This window comes from Paraburkholderia sp. J7 (assembly GCF_905220155.1).
In the GTDB taxonomy this organism is placed as follows: domain Bacteria; phylum Pseudomonadota; class Gammaproteobacteria; order Burkholderiales; family Burkholderiaceae; genus Paraburkholderia.
Genome location: NZ_CAJMYZ010000014.1, coordinates 155033 through 172936 on the forward strand (window position 1 = coordinate 155033; position 17904 = coordinate 172936).

Annotated in this window: 18 protein-coding genes; 4 read left to right on the forward strand and 14 right to left on the reverse strand. The window is 65.1% G+C overall.

Annotated elements, in window-relative coordinates:
* Positions 1-14: 14 nt before the first annotated feature.
* Positions 15-1259, forward strand: a complete 1245-nt coding sequence (locus U5A58_RS23100; protein ID WP_321963151.1) for an NAD(P)/FAD-dependent oxidoreductase — start codon at positions 15-17, stop codon at positions 1257-1259.
* 90 nt (positions 1260-1349) lie between these two features.
* Here the strand turns inward: U5A58_RS23100 and U5A58_RS23105 are convergent, their stop codons facing one another.
* Both U5A58_RS23105 and U5A58_RS23110 read right to left on the reverse strand, forming a co-directional pair.
* Entirely contained in the window at positions 1350-1769 is a 420-nt protein-coding gene (locus U5A58_RS23105) for an ester cyclase (RefSeq protein WP_321963152.1), read from the reverse strand.
* A 141-nt stretch (positions 1770-1910) separates the two neighbouring features.
* Positions 1911-2471, reverse strand: a complete 561-nt coding sequence (locus U5A58_RS23110; protein WP_321963153.1) for a MerR family transcriptional regulator — start codon at positions 2469-2471, stop codon at positions 1911-1913.
* 74 nt (positions 2472-2545) lie between these two features.
* Between U5A58_RS23110 and U5A58_RS23115 the strand changes: the two genes are divergently transcribed.
* Positions 2546-2908 (forward strand): hypothetical protein, encoded by a 363-nt coding sequence (locus tag U5A58_RS23115; protein ID WP_321963154.1) that lies wholly within the window; start codon positions 2546-2548, stop codon positions 2906-2908.
* Positions 2909-3095: 187 nt separating this feature from the next.
* On the opposite strand, the gene U5A58_RS23120 is transcribed toward U5A58_RS23115, so the two are convergent.
* Entirely contained in the window at positions 3096-4667 is a 1572-nt protein-coding gene (locus U5A58_RS23120) for an alpha/beta hydrolase (protein WP_321963155.1), read from the reverse strand.
* Between the two features lie 100 nt (positions 4668-4767).
* Between U5A58_RS23120 and U5A58_RS23125 the strand changes: the two genes are divergently transcribed.
* Complete coding sequence (locus U5A58_RS23125) at positions 4768-5001, forward strand: hypothetical protein (protein WP_321963156.1); 234 nt, start codon at positions 4768-4770, stop codon at positions 4999-5001.
* Between the two features lie 50 nt (positions 5002-5051).
* Here U5A58_RS23125 and U5A58_RS23130 read toward each other — a convergent pair whose 3' ends face one another.
* The 11 genes from U5A58_RS23130 to U5A58_RS23180 form a co-directional block, all read right to left on the reverse strand.
* Positions 5052-5447: a DUF4280 domain-containing protein gene (locus U5A58_RS23130; RefSeq protein ID WP_321963157.1), complete on the reverse strand. Its 396-nt coding sequence runs from the start codon at positions 5445-5447 to the stop codon at positions 5052-5054.
* 20 nt (positions 5448-5467) lie between these two features.
* Positions 5468-6013: a toxin-antitoxin system YwqK family antitoxin gene (locus tag U5A58_RS23135; protein ID WP_321963158.1), complete on the reverse strand. Its 546-nt coding sequence runs from the start codon at positions 6011-6013 to the stop codon at positions 5468-5470.
* Positions 6014-6020: 7 nt separating this feature from the next.
* Complete coding sequence (locus tag U5A58_RS23140) at positions 6021-8009, reverse strand: type VI secretion system Vgr family protein (RefSeq protein WP_321963159.1); 1989 nt, start codon at positions 8007-8009, stop codon at positions 6021-6023.
* A gap of 49 nt (positions 8010-8058) precedes the next feature.
* Positions 8059-10731, reverse strand: a complete 2673-nt coding sequence (tssH, locus tag U5A58_RS23145) for a type VI secretion system ATPase TssH (protein ID WP_321963160.1) — start codon at positions 10729-10731, stop codon at positions 8059-8061.
* Positions 10728-11867 (reverse strand): type VI secretion system baseplate subunit TssG, encoded by a 1140-nt coding sequence (gene tssG, locus U5A58_RS23150; protein ID WP_321963161.1) that lies wholly within the window; start codon positions 11865-11867, stop codon positions 10728-10730. The genes tssH and tssG overlap by 4 nt, the downstream gene beginning before the upstream one ends.
* Positions 11831-13618, reverse strand: a complete 1788-nt coding sequence (tssF, locus tag U5A58_RS23155; protein WP_321963162.1) for a type VI secretion system baseplate subunit TssF — start codon at positions 13616-13618, stop codon at positions 11831-11833. The genes tssG and tssF overlap by 37 nt, the downstream gene beginning before the upstream one ends.
* Positions 13602-14096, reverse strand: coding sequence for a type VI secretion system baseplate subunit TssE (gene tssE, locus U5A58_RS23160; RefSeq protein ID WP_321963163.1), 495 nt, complete (start codon positions 14094-14096; stop codon positions 13602-13604). The genes tssF and tssE overlap by 17 nt, the downstream gene beginning before the upstream one ends.
* 9 nt (positions 14097-14105) lie before the next feature.
* Entirely contained in the window at positions 14106-14612 is a 507-nt protein-coding gene (locus U5A58_RS23165) for an Hcp family type VI secretion system effector (protein WP_321915761.1), read from the reverse strand.
* A 133-nt stretch (positions 14613-14745) separates the two neighbouring features.
* Entirely contained in the window at positions 14746-16221 is a 1476-nt protein-coding gene (gene tssC / locus U5A58_RS23170; protein WP_321915762.1) for a type VI secretion system contractile sheath large subunit, read from the reverse strand.
* A gap of 21 nt (positions 16222-16242) precedes the next feature.
* Positions 16243-16812 carry a type VI secretion system contractile sheath small subunit gene (tssB, locus tag U5A58_RS23175; RefSeq protein WP_321963164.1) on the reverse strand — a complete coding sequence of 190 codons (570 nt, stop codon included), beginning with the start codon at positions 16810-16812 and terminating at the stop codon, positions 16243-16245.
* A gap of 206 nt (positions 16813-17018) precedes the next feature.
* Positions 17019-17294, reverse strand: coding sequence for a hypothetical protein (locus U5A58_RS23180; RefSeq protein WP_321963165.1), 276 nt, complete (start codon positions 17292-17294; stop codon positions 17019-17021).
* 67 nt (positions 17295-17361) lie between these two features.
* On the opposite strand from U5A58_RS23180, the gene U5A58_RS23185 reads away from it, so the two are divergent.
* Positions 17362-17859: a hypothetical protein gene (locus U5A58_RS23185; RefSeq protein ID WP_321963166.1), complete on the forward strand. Its 498-nt coding sequence runs from the start codon at positions 17362-17364 to the stop codon at positions 17857-17859.
* Positions 17860-17904 lie beyond the last annotated feature (45 nt).

Below are 17904 nucleotides of genomic sequence, written 5' to 3' on the forward strand. Positions count from 1 at the left end.
CTGGAGAAGCAGTTATGACCCCATCCGTGCGACGCGAAGCCGTCGACGTGGCGATCATCGGCGCGGGCCCTTCGGGCGCGGTGGCGGCAGCCTTGTTGCGCAAGGCCGGGCGTTCGGTGCTCGTGCTCGAGCGCCAGCATTTCCCGCGCTTTTCGATTGGCGAGAGCCTCCTGCCGCAAAGCATGGCGTACCTCGAAGAGGCCGGCATGTTGCAGGCGGTCGTGGAAGCGGGCTTTCAGTACAAGAACGGCGCCCATTTCGTATGGCGCGATCAGGCGACGGCGTACGACTTTCGCGACAAGCATTCGGCGGGCTGGGGCACGACCTACCAGGTGGAGCGCGCGAAATTCGACGAGCTGCTGATCAACTGTGCCGCACAGCAGGGCGCCGAAGTGCGTTTCGGTCACACCGTGGTTGCGATGCGCACGGGCGAGGCGCCGATGCTGGAAGTCGTAGATGAAAACGAGGTGCGCTATGAAGTGCACGCGCGCTTCGTGCTCGACGCGAGCGGCTTTGGCCGTGTACTGCCGCGCCTGCTGAACCTCGAAGCGCCGACCGGCCTGCCCACGCGTGCCGCGATCTTCAGCCATGTGCGCGACGGCCTGCCGCTCGACGCGTTCGATCGCAACAAGATCTGCATCGCGACTCACCCCGAACACCGCGACGTGTGGTTCTGGATGATCCCGCTCGCGGGCGGCCGCTCGTCGGTTGGCTGTGTCGCGCACGCGGCCTTCCTCGACGTGTCCCAGGCGGAACGCGAGGCGCGGCTGCGCGCGCTCATTCGCGAGGAACCGACCCTGAACCGCCTGATCGGCGACGCACCGTTTCTCATGCCCGTGAACCAGATCGGCGGTTATTCGGCTAACGTCGAACGGCTGCATGGCCCAGGCTACGCGCTGCTCGGCAACGCTGGCGAGTTTCTCGACCCGGTGTTTTCTTCCGGCGTGACGATTGCGTTGCGTTCGGCGCACCTGGCCGTGAAGGTGGTCGAGCGCGCGCTCGGCGGCGCGGCGGTGGACTGGCAGACCGAATACGACGTGCCGCTGCGCAAGGGTATCGACACGTTCCGCGCGTTCGTCGAGCGCTGGTACACGGGCGAGCTGCAGGACATCATTTACTACCCGCGCCAGACGCCCTTGATCCGTCGGATGATTAGCTCAGTGCTTGCCGGTTATGCGTGGGACGAGAGCAATCCATACGTGGCGGACCCGGTGCGCAGGCTCAACGTGCTGCACGAGGCGTGCATGCGGTCCATGTAGTGATCGATGAAAGGCCGCTTGAGGCCGCTTGAGGCCGCTTGCCGGTTGGTACCTGCGGTGGGACGCGGGGCCAACCCGGCATGCGCGGTTTCATTGGCCCGGTGGCCGAACCGCGCCTAGCTGGATCATCAACCCGAGCGTGTCCATGATGAGGCGGGTTTCCTTGATCCTGCCGTCCTGAAAGCGGTCGATGACCATGCCCCATACCTTGACGGCGCGCCCCGTAGCGTCCACGCCGAGAAACGCGCCCTGGTGCGTGCCCGTCCACTCGAAGCGCGTTAGCACGCGATCCCCTTCTGTGAGTTGTTCCTCGACGCGCCAATGCATGTCCGGGAACGCGGCTCGCATGCCACGCACGACATCCTTGAGGCCCTCGATACCGGGACCCTGGCCGGGAAACGGCACCTGCTCGACCATGTCTTCCCAGAAGAACCGGTCCGTGGCGTCGAGTTGCCCAAGATTGAGGACTTCCTCGATAAACGCGCGAACCAAACCGCTAGTCTCGTGCATGGAATGAACGCCTCCTGGCTGGCGGAGAGTGGAAGGGGAAGCCGGTTGCTGCAGAGTAGGCTCGCACGCGCAACGGCGTACGATGGAGTCGCGCGAGAACGTGCGGTGGCGCACATTCCCGGCTTTGACGGTCAACGACTTTCACGAGCCTGAATGGCCTGTGGCTGGGTTGCCCGCGAGTTTCGCACGCCGGCGGATTGCCTTCACCTCTTCGCGTGTCAGTCCGAGCGAAACTAGAAATGCCGCGTGCGAGTCGGGGTTTTCTGCCTCGAACCCGGCATGCCATTTGTCCATTTCGTCCTCGTCAAAACCAGCGCAACGCAGCATTGAAACCCATGCGTCCTTGCCACGCTTCTTGCCGCGCCGTCTAAAAGATGGTTGCGCGAGCAACGTTGCAATGGCTTTCTGGCGTTCCTTCAGGCGCGCGATCTCGGCGGTCAATGCCATCAAATGCGCTTCGAGGATGTGTGCGGCGGCGTTGCCCTCGCGTGCGAGCAGGTCGCGTATCGCGGCCAAGGGCAGCCCCGCGGCCCGATAGGCGCAAATCGCGCGCAGGCGCTCGTATTGCGTCTCGTCATAGAGCCGGTAGCCTGCGGTGCTGCGCGCGCTCGGCATCAGCAGGCCGAGCGCTTCGTAGTGCAGGAGCGAAGAGCGCGAGAGTCCTGCCTCGCGCGCCAGTCTTCCGAGAGTAATGCGTGTCATGACGGCAAGGGAAGTCTGTCGGGTTCGAGAAAGCCACAGCGCGCTTCGGAGCGCGCCAGCAATTCGGGCGAGTAATGTTCAGCGACGAGCGCGCGGCAATCGCTGGCAAATACCGGTGCATGGGCGAGAAATGCCTCGAACGAACGCGATGGATTCGCAGCGCCCGCATGCGCCATGAGCCGGATCAGCGCTTCGGTCATTGTACGGTGGTATCGATCGGGTGCGCCGAGATGGGCGGCGTAGTGCGCAATGCCGGCGCAGGTCCGCTCAATGGCTTCTTCGAGCGGGTGACGCTGCAAGTAAATCCACGTTACGCGCAAATGATTGCGATGATTGAACGCCGCGGGCGGCAACTGGCAAGAGAGAAAGGCTTCGAGGAAGGCGTCGTCGGTGAGATGCCGGGTCGTTTCCATGTGTTTCGACACAATGTTCGTTGAACAGAGTGCCGATGGTGAAGGTGACTACGGTAGTCGGGTCAAGCGGATTTTTTCGGGCAGTGAAACACCGAGAGGAATGCAAAAGCCTGATTTGCAATCCTCCCGGTTTTCCGCTTAATGCGTAGGTTCGCTACGCACGCGTTCATGTTTCGTGATCTATCGCGGCACCCCGATACCGGCCCGCCAATCAGAAGTTGCCGAAGAAGCCGCGCGCCGCGACCATGCAGAACGGCGCGACGATGTCGGCGTGGTAGGCCTGGAGGACGGCGGACATTCCGCCGTCCTTTGCGCCGGCCTGGACCGCCTGTGCGGCGACTGCCGCTTCGGCCTGCGCAAAGCCGGCCTTCACTGCGGCAAACGGGTCGTTCGCACCGGGCGCGGAGTCGACATCCAGCACGCTCGTCAGGCCAGGCGCGACGTTGGCGTTTTTCCAGTAGGCCTGCTCGATTGCCGCGTTGAAAAAGAACACGGTCGGGTCGAGGTGGCCGCCGCATAGCAGCACTGGCGAGCGCGGCACCCAGTTACGCAGATCGTTGCGCTTGAACGCCTGCCGCAGCGGCTGCGCCGGACTGGCAGCCGGAGCCATCGCAGCGCTCGGCGAGGGGTACGCGCCGTCCGGATTGACGATCTGATCTTCGAGCATGCTCAGACGATAGCTATTGCGCACGAGATTCGCGGTGCCGAATCCCAACGCGAATAGCGGCGTCAATTGCACAGGCGCGAGGGGCGGTGCAAGCGGCGGCGTCAACGAAGCGAACTGTGCCGCAGGAGGCGTGCTGCTGAAGAGTTGCGTCGCAGGCAATTTGCCTTCGGCGAACAGCGTGTCCAATGAGGTGACGCTCGGCAGCAGATTCTCTATACCGGAGGCGTAGGCCGCTTCGAAAAAGTCGCCTGGCTTGCGATAGATATTGCCGTAGGCATGCTGGTAGCTCGTGGTTACCAGCACCGTGAAGATCGTCGAGCCGAGGTCGACCTCGCCCTGAACCAGCGCGTCTGCCATGGCGCCCAGCGCATACGGACCGGAGCCGGGCGCGGAAGCCGTCACGTTGATGCCGGCCGCCTGCAGCGCGCGATGTGTGGCGAGCGCCACGTAGCCGCCCTGCGAATAGCCGGTCACGAACAGCTTGCCGTTCTCACGCGTCTTGTTTGCCGGGCCGGGAAGCGCCATTGCAAAGCGGGCCGCGCGCAACGAATCGATTACATCGGCCGATTGCTGGTCGCCGTTCAGATACGGGTGGTACGGCAATGGCGAGCCCGCGTAGCCGGCATAGTTGCTCGCCACCACGACATAGCCTTGCGCGGCGTAGATCGCCGCCACGGCAATGCCTTCGCCTGCGCCGTCGCCGTTGGCCGGGTCCGTTTGCGTTATGTCGGCGATGTTGTAGTTGCGGTAGGTCGTGGTTCCGTGCGCATAGAGCATGAGTGGGCGCGGACCGGTGCACGAGGCGCCGCCGCCTGGAATCATCAGCGCAGCGCTCGACATCGTGGGTTCGCCCGCGCCGCCTATCGTGAGGTAGCGGAAGTACTTGATTTCGATGTCGCAGCGCGGCGTGCCTGCAACCTGCAGCAATTGCTGACCCGTTGCGTTCGTTCCCAGCAGTTTCGTGAAGTCAGCCGCGCTCAGGCGCAGGCTCGTTCTCTGTTCGACCAACTGGCCGCGGAAAAAGCAGCTCAACCCACTACAGGTCGAACCGGCCTGCACGACAACGCTGGCACTCGACAAAAAGAGAGTCAGCAGTACCCAACCCGTCTTTAGCATCGCTCCTCGCATTTCACGCTCCGTTTTTGTTGGTGTTCGGAAAATGGGGCTGCCTTGCAGAGTCAAACGAGTATAGGTAAACAGAATCGCGGATTGCTACTTGTTGCGGGAACAATTTTCCAGTGAAGCGCTTTATGAAGAATTGTCGATGGCGCTTTATGGCCGGCTGCGATTCCATGTCATTAAACGTCTATCGCACATCAATCAAAGAGGCGAATTGAAAGTCTTCAGTGCCAGTTTCACGGGCGTTCTGACCAACGCGGTGCAGAACATCATGCGCGACTTCGCGCTATACATGCTCGGCCTTAGCTCGGCGCACGCAACGCCGGGCTGACATTCAGACCGAATCGAAACGATCGCGGGCGTGTCGCTCGCTGCCGTGCCCTATGGAATCAGCGTAGAGACCTGCCCAGGCTGAACCACTTTGATCACGCCGCCCCACATGCACACGAGCGTAGCCTGAGCATCCAGCGCCGGCATCGCGCCTAGCGTGACGGTGGGCGCGCCACCTGGAATCCAGGGCGACGGCGTGGCCGGAACACAGGGCATGGGCGTGAACACGCCCAGCGCCGCGGCTGTCGCAGCGATCACCGTGGGGTTCGCCGGGCTTTGGCACAGGGCGAACGGCGTGACATTGGCGATGGGAATCGAGTCGGCAATCGTTGCGGCGGGCACGCCGCTCACGAGCACACGATTAATGGGCATCACGTTGAGCGTGCCCGGCGCACCGCCAAAGGAACATTGCAGCGTGGCGCCGGCGCAGACTTGCGGACTGGTCATCGTGTGGCTCCTTTTCAAACTCAGACCGAAGACGGATTGGCGAGCGATTGCCACCATTGCTTCCAGCGCGGCAGCGGCTTGCCGTCCGCCGCGATCGGTCGTCGGTCGTCGGTATAGCGCTGCGCAGCTTCGAGCGGCTTGCCCGCGCTGAACGGCTGGCGCAACGCAAGGCAACCATTCGGATGGAAGCGCTGCAGGATACCGTGCAATTTTCCGTTGCGGTAATGCGCTTCTTCGAGCAGCGTGCCGTCGGCCAGCCACGTGCGCGAGATGCCGTGCAGCACGCCGTGCGCATAGTGCGCTTCGCGCTGGATCTTGCCGTCGGGGAAATAGAAAAGTGCCTTGCCGTCGAGCTTGCCGCCTGCGTACTGCACTTGCGCCGAGGGATTGCCCTCAGGATAGAAGTAGGTCGCCGGACCGCTGAGCACACCATTGGCATAACGAATCATTGCCACCGGACGTCCTTCGGATTCGATGCGCACCGGGCCGTGCAGCGCGCCGCCCAGCGTCGCGCCTTCAATGCGCGTGTCGTCGCGCTCTATCGTGACCGGCTGGATCGTCTCCATGTTCGCCTCAATTGATCTTCACAATGCCGCCCTTGACCACCAGCATGCCGCCGCCGTCCACCGTCTGCTGCACGGCGCCCTTGTTCGTCACGCTCTGCGCCTCGTTCGAAAGCGTGCCGTCCGACTTGTTGGTCAACGACGTCCCGGCCTGATTCGTGAGCGACACGGCAGCCTGATTCGTGAGCGACGCGTCGCTCTTCGCCGTGAGGTTGCCCGTGCTTTGCAGCGTGAGCGTGCCGCTTACCTTGATGGTGAGGTTGCCGTCCACGGTGAGCGTCATGTTGCCCGTCACGGTCTGATCGAGATTGCCGCCCACCGTGCGCGTTTCGTTCCCGCCGGCTTTCACGGTGCGCGCGCCTTTGATGTCGACGGTTTCGTCGCCGGTCTTCACCGTCGTGCTGCGGTTGCCTTGTTCGACCGAGAGGGTATCGTTGCCTTCCTTGATCGTATGCGTGCGATCGTTCTTGATCGTGCTGGTTTCGTTGTGGTCGATGGTCCACGTGGCGTCGTTGATCACCTTGGCGTTCAGGTCCTTCTGCGCCTGCAGGAAGACTTCCTCGCTGTCCTGCTTGTCTTCGAAGCGTAGTTCGTTGAAGCCGTTGCCGCCTTTCGAGGTGTTCGTCTTGATGCCGGATTGCGTCTGGTTGTCGGGCAGCGTATAGGGCGGGAGGTTCGCGCCGTTATACACGCTGCCCGTGATAAGCGGCCGGTCGGGATCGCCGTCGATAAAGCTCACCACGACCTCGTCGCCCACGCGCGGCATGAACTGCATGCCAAAGCGCTTGCTCGCCCAGGGCTGCGCCACGCGAATCCAGCACGAACTCTGTTCGTCGTTCTGGCCGTCGCGGTCCCAGTGAAACTGCACCTTCACGCGGCCATACTGATCGGTCCACAACTCCTCGCCGCTCTTGCCGACCACCGTCGCGGTCTGCGTGGGCATGAAGGGGCGCGGCGTCGTGCGCGCGGGGCGCCAGGTCGTCGCGAAGGGAAACGCTTCGAAGCGGTTGCGATAGCGGCTGTGATCGGCCTCGTGAATCACGCTGCGCACGACCCATTCGATGTTGGCGTCGCTGGAATCGTGGTCTGCGAGCGTGAAACGGCAGCCGGGCGCGAGCGCGCGGCAATCGCTTTCGCCGATGAGCAGCCGCGTGGGCGCGCGCAGTGCATCCACGCGATGCTTGGAGAGCGTGGAGCCGTCACTGCTGGTGGTGTAGCGCCCCGGGTACTCGTACACGCTGTGTCCGTTCGATGCCGCTTGTGCCTGCGAGTAGAGCTGAGCGCTCGGCGTTTCCCACGCGTAATCGGTATGCGAGAAGAGGCCGGAGGCGGTCTCTTCAACGATCTCGCAGTGAACGATCTGCGTCGATTCGCGTGCGCCGCTCGTGCCGCCCGTGTAGTGCAGCGTCGCGTCACCGGGCAGCGGCGTGAAGGCGTCGTTGCTGTCGGCAATGACGAGCGTATGGCTGCCCGTATCGTGACGGAAGAAGTAAAACCAGCCTTCCTCTTCGCACAGACGGCTCACGAACGCGAAATCCGACTCCGCGTACTGCACGCACCATTCGCGCGTGGCGGGCGTGCCCGTGACCGAGAACGAGTAGTCCGTCAAGCCATGCCCCGCCAAAACGGCCTCGATGATTTCCTGTGCGTTTTTGCCTTGAAATATGCGGTTGTTGCGCGAGAGCGTGAGGAGCCAGAGCCACGAACGCAGCTCCAGCGTGAAGTGGCTCGCGTCCACTGTCGAGGGTAACTGCGCGGCGCGCGTGCAAACGGCGTCGATAAGGCGCGGCGACGCGCCCCACGCGAGCGAGAGCGTGGCATGATTCCCGGTCATGCCCGAGGGCGCGGGCGGCGGCAATCCGCCATGGGCGCGCAGTGTCAGCGCGGTGGGGGCGTCCAGCGCCTCGCGCGCTTCGAAACTGGCGGGAAAGAGCGTGCTGAACGCACTTCCGCTCAGGCTGATGCGCGCGTCGGTGTCGGCGGAGATGGGGCGGTTCATCGCGTGGATCAGGTTTGGCTGTATGCGGTGTGGCGGTTTGGATGCATCGTCATTCGAGCGCCCACTGCGCGAGCGTGCCAACCAGCTCGTTCATGAGCACGTTGTCGATTTCGCGCGCGCCGCCCGCGGCGCGGCAGCGCGCGAGCACGGCGTCGATGATCCGGCTGTCGAAGGCGAACTGCTTGCCCGTGGCGTCGCGGTAGCGCATGCGCAGCTGCTCGAGCTTCTTTTCGATGATGGCGCGCAGCACGGTGTCGTCGAGCGCGGCATACGGCACGGCAGTCATGCGCGCGAGGAACGCGGGGCGAAACGCGTGCAGTAATTCTTCGTGCAGCCGCCGCGCAAAGGCGTCGGTGGCGAGCGTCGCGGCTGGCGTATTGAGCAGCAGTTCGGCGCCAACGTTGCTGGTCGCGAGAATCACGGTGTTGCGAAAATCCACCACGAGCCCGGTCCCGTCTTCCATCACGCCCTTGTCGAACACGTTGTAGAAGGCTTCGAGCACATCGACGTGCGCTTTCTCGATCTCGTCGAGCAGCACGACACTATAAGGACGCCTACGCACGGCCTCGGTGAGCTGCCCGCCGCTCGCGTAACCCACATAGCCCGGCGGCGCGCCGCGCAGCTGCGAGACGGCATGCGCTTCCTGATACGCGGCGAGATCGATCACGATGAGATTGCGCTCGCCGCCATAGAGCGCGTCGGCGAGGGCGTAGGCCGTCTCGGTCTTGCCGACTCCCGTTGGCCCCACCAGCAGGAACACGCCGACGGGGCGCAACGGGTCGGCGAGCCCCGCGCGCCAGGCCTGAATGCGCATTGCGATACGGTCGAGCGCCGCATCTTGTCCGACGATGCGCTGCGCGAGACGGCCCTTGAGCGTGCGCACGGCGTGGGCCTCGTCGGCGAGCATCTTGCCCACCGGAATCCCAGTCCAGCTCGCGATCACGGCAGCGATGGTTTTCGAATCCACGCACACCGGGACCATGGGGTCGTCGTCGCGAATCGCTTCGAGGCCGCTTTCAAGGCGCGCCAGTTCGGCGGCGAGGTCTTCGCGCGGGTCGGCGGCCTCGTTGCTTTCGTTCGCATCCTCGCTGTCTGGCGGTTCCTGCGCGCCGGCGCTGGAAGTCTCGCGCGGGTCGGCTTCGAGAGCGGCAAGGCGCGCGCGTACCGCGAGAATCTCGCGCACGGTCGCCGCCTCATCGTGCCAGCGCGCTTCCAGCGTTTCGACGAGCGCGGCGTTGTGCGCATGTTCGGCTTCGAGCACGGCGAGGCGCTGCGAGTGGTTCGCGCCCAGCACCGTTTCCGTGCGCAGGCGCAGCAGTTCGTCGTCGAGCGCGCGCTGCCGGTGCCGGGCCGCTTCGAGTTGCGGCGGCGTGTCGTGCTGCGCGAGCGCCACGCGCGCGCAAGCGGTGTCGAGCACGGCGATCGCCTTGTCGGGCAGCTGGCGCGCCGAGATGTACCGGTGCGAGAGCTTCACGGCATCGACGATGGCGGCGTCGAGAATCGTCACGTTGTGATGCGCCTCGAACTTTTGCGCCAGCGCGCGCAGCATGGCGATGGCGGTGGGCTCATCGGGCGCTTCGATCTGCACGAGCTGGAAACGCCGCGCGAGCGCCGGGTCGCGCTCGAAGTACTTCTTGTATTCGAGCCATGTCGTGGCCGCGATCGTGCGCAGCTCGCCGCGCGCAAGGGCGGGCTTGAGCAGGTTCGCGGCGTCGCTGCCGCCTTCCGCGCCGCCCGCGCCGATCATCGTGTGGGCCTCGTCGATGAAGAGCACAACGGGGCGCGGGGAGTGCCGCGCCTCGTCGATCACCGCGCGCAGGCGCCGCTCGAATTCGCCTTTCAGGCCCGCGCCCGCCTGCAGGAGCGCGAGGTCGAGCATGCGCAGCGAGACCTCGGCAAGCGGCGGCGGCACGTCGCCCGCCGCAATGCGCAGCGCGAGGCCTTCGACCACGGCGGTCTTGCCCACGCCGGGCGCGCCCACGAGCAAGGGGTTGTTCTGACGCCGCCGCAACAGGATGTCGAGCGTCTGGCGGATCTCCGCATTGCGCCCGATGATCGGGTCGATGCGTCCCGCCCGCGCTTCGGCGGTCAGGTCGAGCGTGTATTGGTCGAGCAGGGGGCGCGCGGGCGTGGCAGGCTCCAGTGCACCCGTTAGCGCGGGGATGTTCGCGTTGCCGTCCATAGCGGCTTCGAGCGGCGCGTCAGGCGGCGCCGGCACGAGGGGCGCAAGCGGAGCAAGCGGGGCGGCCGCATCGCTCGGCGCAAGCCACACAGCGAAGTTGGCGCGCAGCGCCGCGCTCGCCACGCGCAGCAGCGTTGGCGCCGCATGCACGGTGCGAGCGCGCAGCGCGTCGTTTTCGAGCAGCGCGATGAGCAGCGTCGCCGCACGCACGCGTGGCTGCTGGAGCACGACGGTGGATTGCACGAGCGCGTCCTGGAGCCACACGAGCAGGTCGGGCGAGAACGACGGCATGCCGGTGTTGCCGCGCTTGAAGCGCGCGATGGCGATGCGGATTTCGGCGGCGAGCGCGGCGCGGTCCACGCCGAAGTGCGGCAGCACGCACGCGAAGTCGCCGCCCTCGGGTTCGGCGAGCGCGAGCAGCCAGTGCTCGATTTCGACCACGAAATGCGTCTCGCGCAGGCATTGTTGCGCGGCGCGTTCGAGTGCTTCGCGCGGCTCGCGCTCGAGGCGCGCAACGAGCGTCTTGAGATCGAGCGTCACGGCGCGGTACGCCCCTGAGTGTCGTCGGGCGCAAGGCACGTGAGACGCGCGGGCGCCGATTCCGCCGCGCCGGCCCAGGCGGTCCAGCCTAGCCGCATAGGCGCGTGCCGTGCGAGGCGTGCGCGCGGCAATTCGCCTGCGCCGAGCTGCAGTTCGAGATGTACCTTGAGTTCGGCGCCGAACCACTCGGCGGCCAGCGAGTGCAGCGCTTCGTGGGCTGGCGCGCCCGGCAGGAATGCTTCGTACTGCTCACGCCTGAGCGGACCGAGGCGCACGCGGATGCCCTGGTGTTCGTCCCAGATCCTCGTGCCCGCAACGGCGTCCTGGCCGAGCCGCCGGTTGCGGCCGCCGGAGCCGATGGCCGTGCGGCTCGCGCTCGGCAGCGTGCGCCAGCCGCCTGCGAACGGTGTGGAGCGCACGTGCACGCGGAAGTGATGGAGCACCATCACATCGAAACCCGCGAGCGATCGCCGGCGGTTCGCAAAGAGGCCCGCGCGCGCCAGTACGGCGCGCATGTCGAGCGGCTCGGGTGGCGGCGGCGCTGCTTGCGCCTCTTGCACTGGATGGTTGCCGTACGGGAGCAAACTCAGCGAGGCGTTGCCCGTGAGCGCGCGCAGCACGACGTCAGCCGAACGCTGCGCCGTGGCCGGCAGCGGTTCGGCGCTGCGGTACTTGCGCTGCGCGCGATAGAGCAGCGCCAGCAGCCGGTGCTGGAAGATGTCGAGAAACGCCGCCGCCGAGCGGTCTTTGCGGCGCAGCCGGTCCTGCAGCCATTCCTGCCACGCGCCGGGCAGAGGACCGTTCGGGCCGCCCAGCGCGAACGCATTGACCTGGAGTTGAGGCGGCCCGGCATGTTCGGATTGCGCGGCGGCTTCTTCGCCCGCATGCGGCTCAAAAGCGAGCGAACGCGGCAGGCCGCGCCGCAATGGCCCGAGCGCGCTCGCGGGAAACGCGGGAGAGAGATTGCCGCTCAGCGCCAGCGCTTCCTGGCCGGGGTCGAGGCCGGTGCCGAGCGGCTGGGCATGCGGCTGCAGCAATTCGAGCAGGCGCACGGCCTGCGTGAATTCGAACGCATGCGGCTCGTCGAACAGCCGCTGCGTCAGAGAACGAGCGGGCTGCCCATCGTCGGCCGCCATGTGCGGATCTCCCGACCGTCGCGTACGAGCGAGGTCTGTACGAAACGGTTGACGCTCGCATAGAGCGAGAAGAATTGCGCGAGCACGCCAGAAAAGAGCACGGTGCTCGCGCCCACGAAGCTCGCGTCGTCGAGTTCGATACGCACGCCAAGGCCATTGCGCCAGCCGCGCCAGCGGTCCGAGCCGACATGCGCGACGATGGGTTCGCTCGACACCGCCACGAGTCCCGCGATCTGGCGCTGTGAGGGGGCATGTGCACCGAGATTGTGGAGCATGAGCATTTCGCGCAGTGACTGCAGCGCCTGCGGGCCCTCCACGATCGACGCATGGTTCAGCACGAGTTGCGACACGAGACGCCAGCGCGACGTGCCGTCGAGCGCGGCCACGATTTGCGACGTGGGCCGATGCGCAATGCGCACCTTCGCCACGGGGCCGGGCACTTCGAACGACAGCGCGGCGCCCGGCGCGAGCCGATGCGCCAGATGACGATTGGTGCACAACAGGTCCGCGGTGAGCGTGCGCGCCGCAGGGGCGGCGGGATTGAAGCGCGTGTCGACGAAAGTGAGCATGACATCGCTGCCGGGGCGCGACGCATGCAGGCCGCTCACGCGCCGCGCGTACCAGTAGACGGCAGAATCCGCACCGTGCATCGAGCCGTACCAGGGCGGCACGTCGGTGACCGTGCGGCCGGCCACGGCGCGCACATTGCGTATGGCGTAGATCTCGGTGCTCGATTCACGGTGCGCGTCGGGACTCACGCGCATTTCGCGCGCGGTGCCGTCGGGCCGCAACGGTTCGGAGGTGCGCGCGAACAAATTGAGCGCGGGAGCGCAGCCGAGCTGGATATCGTCGGTGTGCAACGTAAAGCGTCCGCGCGGGGCCGCCGTGAAGCCGATCACGAGGTCGAGGCTTTCACCGGCATCGGCAGGCGGCTTGAACGGCAGGTCGAAAAACGCGAACTTCTCGGGAAACGCGAAGTACTCGACCAGCAGACGGCAGGCTGGATGCGCGCCGTCTTCGAGCGGCAGGAGCGCGTCGTTCTCGTCGAAGCCAACCGGGCTCGGCAGACCTCGTTGCGCGCGCAACGTTGCGTCGGGTGCTTGCAGCCAGGTAGCGGCGCTGTGCGCGCCGAGCAGATCGTAGAGTGCAGCGGACGTAACGGGCGAGCCCGTGAGGCGCACCCGCAGTCGCTCGATCGGCAGCGTGCCCAGCTTGTGCGGCCCGGTGCTGCGCAGCGTGAGACGCAGCGCCGATTGCAGCGACGCATTGCTCGTGAGCGCCTGCGCTTCCTCGGCGTCGAGCAACTGGGCCGCGGCGAGGGTAAGCGGCCAGAGCATGACGTCGCTGCTCGTGCGCCAGTGGATCGACGTGCCGCTCGCGTCCACGTGCATGAGGGGCGTGTCGCGCGGCACGCGAAACCCCGCGGCGATGCTGCCTTGCGTGGGGTCGGGCTCGAACTGCACGATCGTCATGGAAGGCACGGGCCGCGACGCGTACGGATAAAACTGTTCGAGCAGGCCATCCGTGAGCGTGGTGTATTCGTCGTCGAGCGTGCGCTGGATGCGCGCGGTGAGGACCGCGAAGCTTTCGATCAGGCGTTCGACGTTCGGATCGGCGCTTTCGCCGGGGCCGAGTTCGAGCCGCCGGGCGATCTTCGGATAGCGCTGCGCAAAGCCTTCGCTCGCGCGGCGCAGATAGGTCAGTTCGCGCTGGTAGTAATCGAGCAGTTGCGCATCAAGCGAGTCGTTCATCGACGATCCCGATGGACTGCGTGTCGCCATGCTGCCCGGCGACGTAGGTGACCACGTGCTCCACGCCGTCGCTGCCGCGCAGCGTTCCGCGAATGCGCAGGCACAGGCGCCACGGCGCGGCGGCATCCGCTTCGATTGTCACGCGCGGGCCGTGAAGGCGCGGCTCGAACGCGCGGATAGCCTCGGCCACTTCGCGCTCGATCACGGCCCGGTCTTCCGCGCGCGCCGCGCTTTGTCCGCTCCAGTCGGGCAGGCCATACAGCAGCACGTCCGGCGCGCGTGGCACGCGTGGCGTGCCGCGGCGCGTATTGAGCAGGCGCAGCAGCTCCGCGCGGACCGACGCACGCAAACCCGCCGCATCGAGCGTGCGCGCGGCGAGTTCGTCGACGGACTCGTGCGCGTCGAAAGGCGCATCGTCGGCCAGCCGCTCGAAGAGCGGCATGGGCGCGACGGCGATGAAGGGGCGGACGTTCGCCACAGGCGCGCGCTAGCCCGCCGCCTTCACGACCTTGTTCGCGGCCAGGTCCCACGTGGAAGCCGCGGTGCCTTCCTTGGTGGCGTCGTCTTTCTGCGCGGTGAACTCCCACTTGATCTTCGTGAAGTTCAGCGAGAGCGTTTCCACGGGCTTGCCGCCCGCGCCGCCCGAGACGCTCACGTTGCTCAGCACGACATTGTTCAGCGTATAGGTGATGAACGGCATGACCTTGCCGTCGCTTTCGGCGGCGTTGCGGCCCACTACGACGGACGCGCTGGCAATGGGTTTGCCCGAGCAGCAATATTCGTTGAGCGTGGGCGTGGCGACGTCGACAAACTTCGTCACGGTGAATTCGCCGATATGGGGCTTGCCCGACGTGCGCTCCGAATTGCTGACGTCGTTCGTCACCTGCATCGCCACATTGTGGCTGTACGACATCAGCTCGATCTTGTCGGCATAGCCTTCCAGCGTGCACTCGCCTTTGATATCGGCGCCCAGGTCGAGAATGATCGAATCCATGGTTTGCTGCTCCCGAAGCAGTAAAGGAACACGCGGGCCGCGTGCGCGGCGCCAGGCGCGTTCAGGGACCAGGGGCGCTCATGCGCCGCCTGGCCGTCGTGTCTTCATCGAATCGTTTGTCGTCGCTGCTGGATCAGGCGGCAGCCGGCGGCGGCAACGTCGCCACGAGCCGGATCGACGCGGTGAGTTCCTCGAGCTGGAAATGCGGCCGCAGGAACACCGTCGCGCGGTAAGCGCCAGGCTTGCCGGGCACCTCGGTCACGTCCACACGCGCCTCGCGTAGCGGATACTGCGCCTTGATTTCCTGCGGCGCGTTGTCGTTCACGAGCACGTAGTCGGCAATCCACGTGTTGAGGTAGCTGCGCACGTTATCGCGCGTCATGAAGCTGCCGACCTTGTCGCGCATGATCGCCTTGATGTAGTGCGCAAAGCGCGAAGCCGCGAGGATATACGGCAGCATGGCCGAAATGCGCGCGTTCGCCGTGGCCTCGGGCGTGTTGTAGAGCGCCGGCTTGCAGGCGGTCTGGCCGCCGAAGAACACGGCCATGCCCTCGTTCTTCTTGTGCACGAGCGCAATGAAGCCGAGCGAGTCGAGCTCCTTTTCGCGGCGGTCGGTGATCGCCACTTCCGTGGGGCACTTCATGGCTTTGTCGCCCGAGGCCGTCTGGAAGATATGGTCCGGCAAGCGCTCGACGGCGCCGCCGCCTTCCACGCCGCGGATCGCCGCGCACCAGCTGTATTGGGCGAATGCGTTGGTAATGCGCTGCGCAAGCGCGTACGCGGAGTTGCCCCATAGATATTTCGAGTGGTCCGTGCCGTCGACGTCCTCGAAGAAGTTCATGCCCTCAACCGGGTTGCTGTCCGGATGATAAGGACGCCGCATCAAGATGTGCGGGAGCGTGAGCGCGACATAACGCGAGTCTTCGCTCTTGCGGAATTCGCGCCAGCGGGCCATGTCGATCGTCTCGAAGACCTTGGAGAGATCGCGCGGCACGCCCAGCTCCGTAAAGCTCGACATGTCGAAGAGTTGCGGGTGGGCCGCCGAAATGAACGGCGCATGCGCGGCGGCGGCCACGGAGGCGAGCTTTTCGAGCAGGCTCACGTCGGGCGTCTGGCGCGTGAAGTAGTAGTCGCCCACGAGCACGCTGAACGGAAAGCCGCCGAAGGTGCCGTATTCCTCTTCGTAGATCTTCTTGAATAGCGCACTGGTGTCGACGTCGATGGCCTTCTCGAGATCGTTCTGCAGGTCTTTCTTCGAAGCGTTCAGGAGGCGCAGCTTCAGGCGCGTGCCCGTTTCCGAGCCTTTCACGAGAAAGTGCAGGCCGCGCCACGACGACTCCAGCGCCTGCATGTCGGGGTGGTGCAGGACCTCGTTGAGCTGCTCGCTGATCAGTTCGTCGATCTTGCGGATGTGGTCGTTGATCATCGCCACGGTGTCGCGGCTGATGGTCATGTTCTTGTCGAGCACCTGCAGGGCGAACTCGGCGAGCAACTCGCGTGCGTGCTGCTGCTGCTCCTCGTATTGCGCCATGCGCCCTTCGTGCACGATGCGGTCGAGCAGCGTGACCGTACCCGCCTGCGCGGTCGCGGCGGCCTGAATGTCGGACATGATCGTCTCCTCGTGTTGGGCTTAGCTCGCCGGCGTGTCGCTGGCAGGGGCAGGGGCGTCGCCTGACTCCGGCGGCGGCAACTGCGCGGTGGGCGTGTCCTGCGGGTGCGCCGAGCGGATTTCGCTCAACCCCTTCGGGTCGTGCACCACTTCCTGGAGGAGCTTGTCCAGTTCGTCGTTGCCGTCGAGCTTGGTGAGGAGGTCGCGCAGGCGCAGCCGCGCGTCGTAAAGCTGTTTGAGCGGGCCGATCTGCTGAACGATGCTCACGGGATCGAAGTCGTCGATATGCTCGAACTTCAGCTCGACATTGATCTTGCTGCCGTCGGCGGCGAGCGTGTTGTCGACCTGCAGCGTCACGCGCGGCCCGATCGACTTCATCACGTCGTTGAAGTTGTCGCGGTCGATGTCGACGAAGCGGCGCTCCGTCATTTTCGGCAACGGCTCGACGGGCTTGCCGGACAGGTCGGCAAGAATGCCCACGACGAGCGGCAGCTCGCGCTTTTCGATGGCGTTGCCCGTTTCGACGTCGTACGTGATCTGGACACGCGGCGGTCGGTTCCGTTCGAACCAGTGCTGGGTACTGTCGGCCATGGTCACCTCGGTGGCGGTCGTTCTTCTAATGCGTTGTGCAACGGGAGGAGATGCGCGTTTGTCGTCAATCTGCCTTTTTCATGATGCATTTTCTTTAAGACGACAATGGGCCGCAAAACGTAATTAAACGATTGCGCGATCCACTCCCGGTCCTTCAGAAAAAAGCACAGCTAAAGCATGCCCCCGGATTCGTCAGACGAGAGCATTCACGGCGTTAAGCGTCGCGCTGCCTGGTTCTCAGCTTGTCCTTCGTCGCGCGAGACGTGAAGATAGACGGTCAGGACTTTAGAACAGTAAACGGGGAAATTCAAAGTATATTTACGGCGCATATACAGGATTCCTTTCAAGTTTATTGACTTATTCTTTTTGAATTGGTCGATTAGAAAATCGTTATTGCAATGACAAGTGGGGCGCTTGTAGACTACGCGCAAAACAGCTTGCGCAGCAGAACATGCGTCTTGATTAGAAATACGAACTAGCATGAATTCTCCTGCGCGCGGGCAGGAGGCATCGCAGACAAGAGGCGACGCAAACAATGGGGATTGCGCAGTGATCACCACGTTATTCGCGGGCGCGTCGCGCGCCGCGCAGCCGCACGGCTGGCGCGCCGCCACGCTCGTGCTGCTTGCGCTCGCGCAGTTGCTCGCGGCGTGCTCGTCGCTGCCCAAGGTACAGGTGGATACCCTGGCCATTGCCGTTTCCATTCAAGCGAATCAGGACACGCCCATTGCCGTGGACGCCGTGCTCGTGCGCAATCCCCAGTTGCTCGACGCGTTGCTCGGTTTGCCTTCGGCGAAGTGGTTCGCGCAGCGCGATCAATGGCGCCGCGACCACCCCGAGGACATTACGGTCGTGTCGTTCGAAGTGGTGCCGGGTCAGCAGATCGCGGCGGCGCCGTTTCCGTTTGGCGGCAAGCGTGGCGCTGGCGTCGTGGTGTTCGCGGACTACCAGACACCGGGCGCGCACCGCGTGAGGCTCGACACGGGGCCCGCTCACGCGCTGCTGCTGCTCGGCGACCAGGATCTGAGCGTGCAGGCCTCGCATTGATGTGACGCCCATGTGTCATGTGAAGGTGTCGCGCAATGGTGCGGC

Excerpts from the sequence above, each read along its gene's own strand:
- U5A58_RS23100 (WP_321963151.1), top strand. The coding sequence starts at position 15 with ATGACCCCATCCGTGCGACGCGAAGCCGTCGACGTGGCGATCATCGGC.
- U5A58_RS23105 (WP_321963152.1), bottom strand. The coding sequence starts at position 1,769 with ATGCACGAGACTAGCGGTTTGGTTCGCGCGTTTATCGAGGAAGTCCTC.
- U5A58_RS23110 (WP_321963153.1), bottom strand. The coding sequence starts at position 2,471 with ATGACACGCATTACTCTCGGAAGACTGGCGCGCGAGGCAGGACTCTCG.
- U5A58_RS23115 (WP_321963154.1), top strand. The coding sequence starts at position 2,546 with ATGTTCAGCGACGAGCGCGCGGCAATCGCTGGCAAATACCGGTGCATG.
- U5A58_RS23120 (WP_321963155.1), bottom strand. The coding sequence starts at position 4,667 with ATGCTAAAGACGGGTTGGGTACTGCTGACTCTCTTTTTGTCGAGTGCC.
- U5A58_RS23130 (WP_321963157.1), bottom strand. The coding sequence starts at position 5,447 with ATGACCAGTCCGCAAGTCTGCGCCGGCGCCACGCTGCAATGTTCCTTT.
- U5A58_RS23135 (WP_321963158.1), bottom strand. The coding sequence starts at position 6,013 with ATGGAGACGATCCAGCCGGTCACGATAGAGCGCGACGACACGCGCATT.
- U5A58_RS23140 (WP_321963159.1), bottom strand. The coding sequence starts at position 8,009 with ATGAACCGCCCCATCTCCGCCGACACCGACGCGCGCATCAGCCTGAGC.
- tssG (WP_321963161.1), bottom strand. The coding sequence starts at position 11,867 with ATGGCGGCCGACGATGGGCAGCCCGCTCGTTCTCTGACGCAGCGGCTG.
- tssF (WP_321963162.1), bottom strand. The coding sequence starts at position 13,618 with ATGAACGACTCGCTTGATGCGCAACTGCTCGATTACTACCAGCGCGAA.
- U5A58_RS23165 (WP_321915761.1), bottom strand. The coding sequence starts at position 14,612 with ATGGATTCGATCATTCTCGACCTGGGCGCCGATATCAAAGGCGAGTGC.
- tssC (WP_321915762.1), bottom strand. The coding sequence starts at position 16,221 with ATGTCCGACATTCAGGCCGCCGCGACCGCGCAGGCGGGTACGGTCACG.
- tssB (WP_321963164.1), bottom strand. The coding sequence starts at position 16,812 with ATGGCCGACAGTACCCAGCACTGGTTCGAACGGAACCGACCGCCGCGT.
- U5A58_RS23180 (WP_321963165.1), bottom strand. The coding sequence starts at position 17,294 with ATGCTAGTTCGTATTTCTAATCAAGACGCATGTTCTGCTGCGCAAGCT.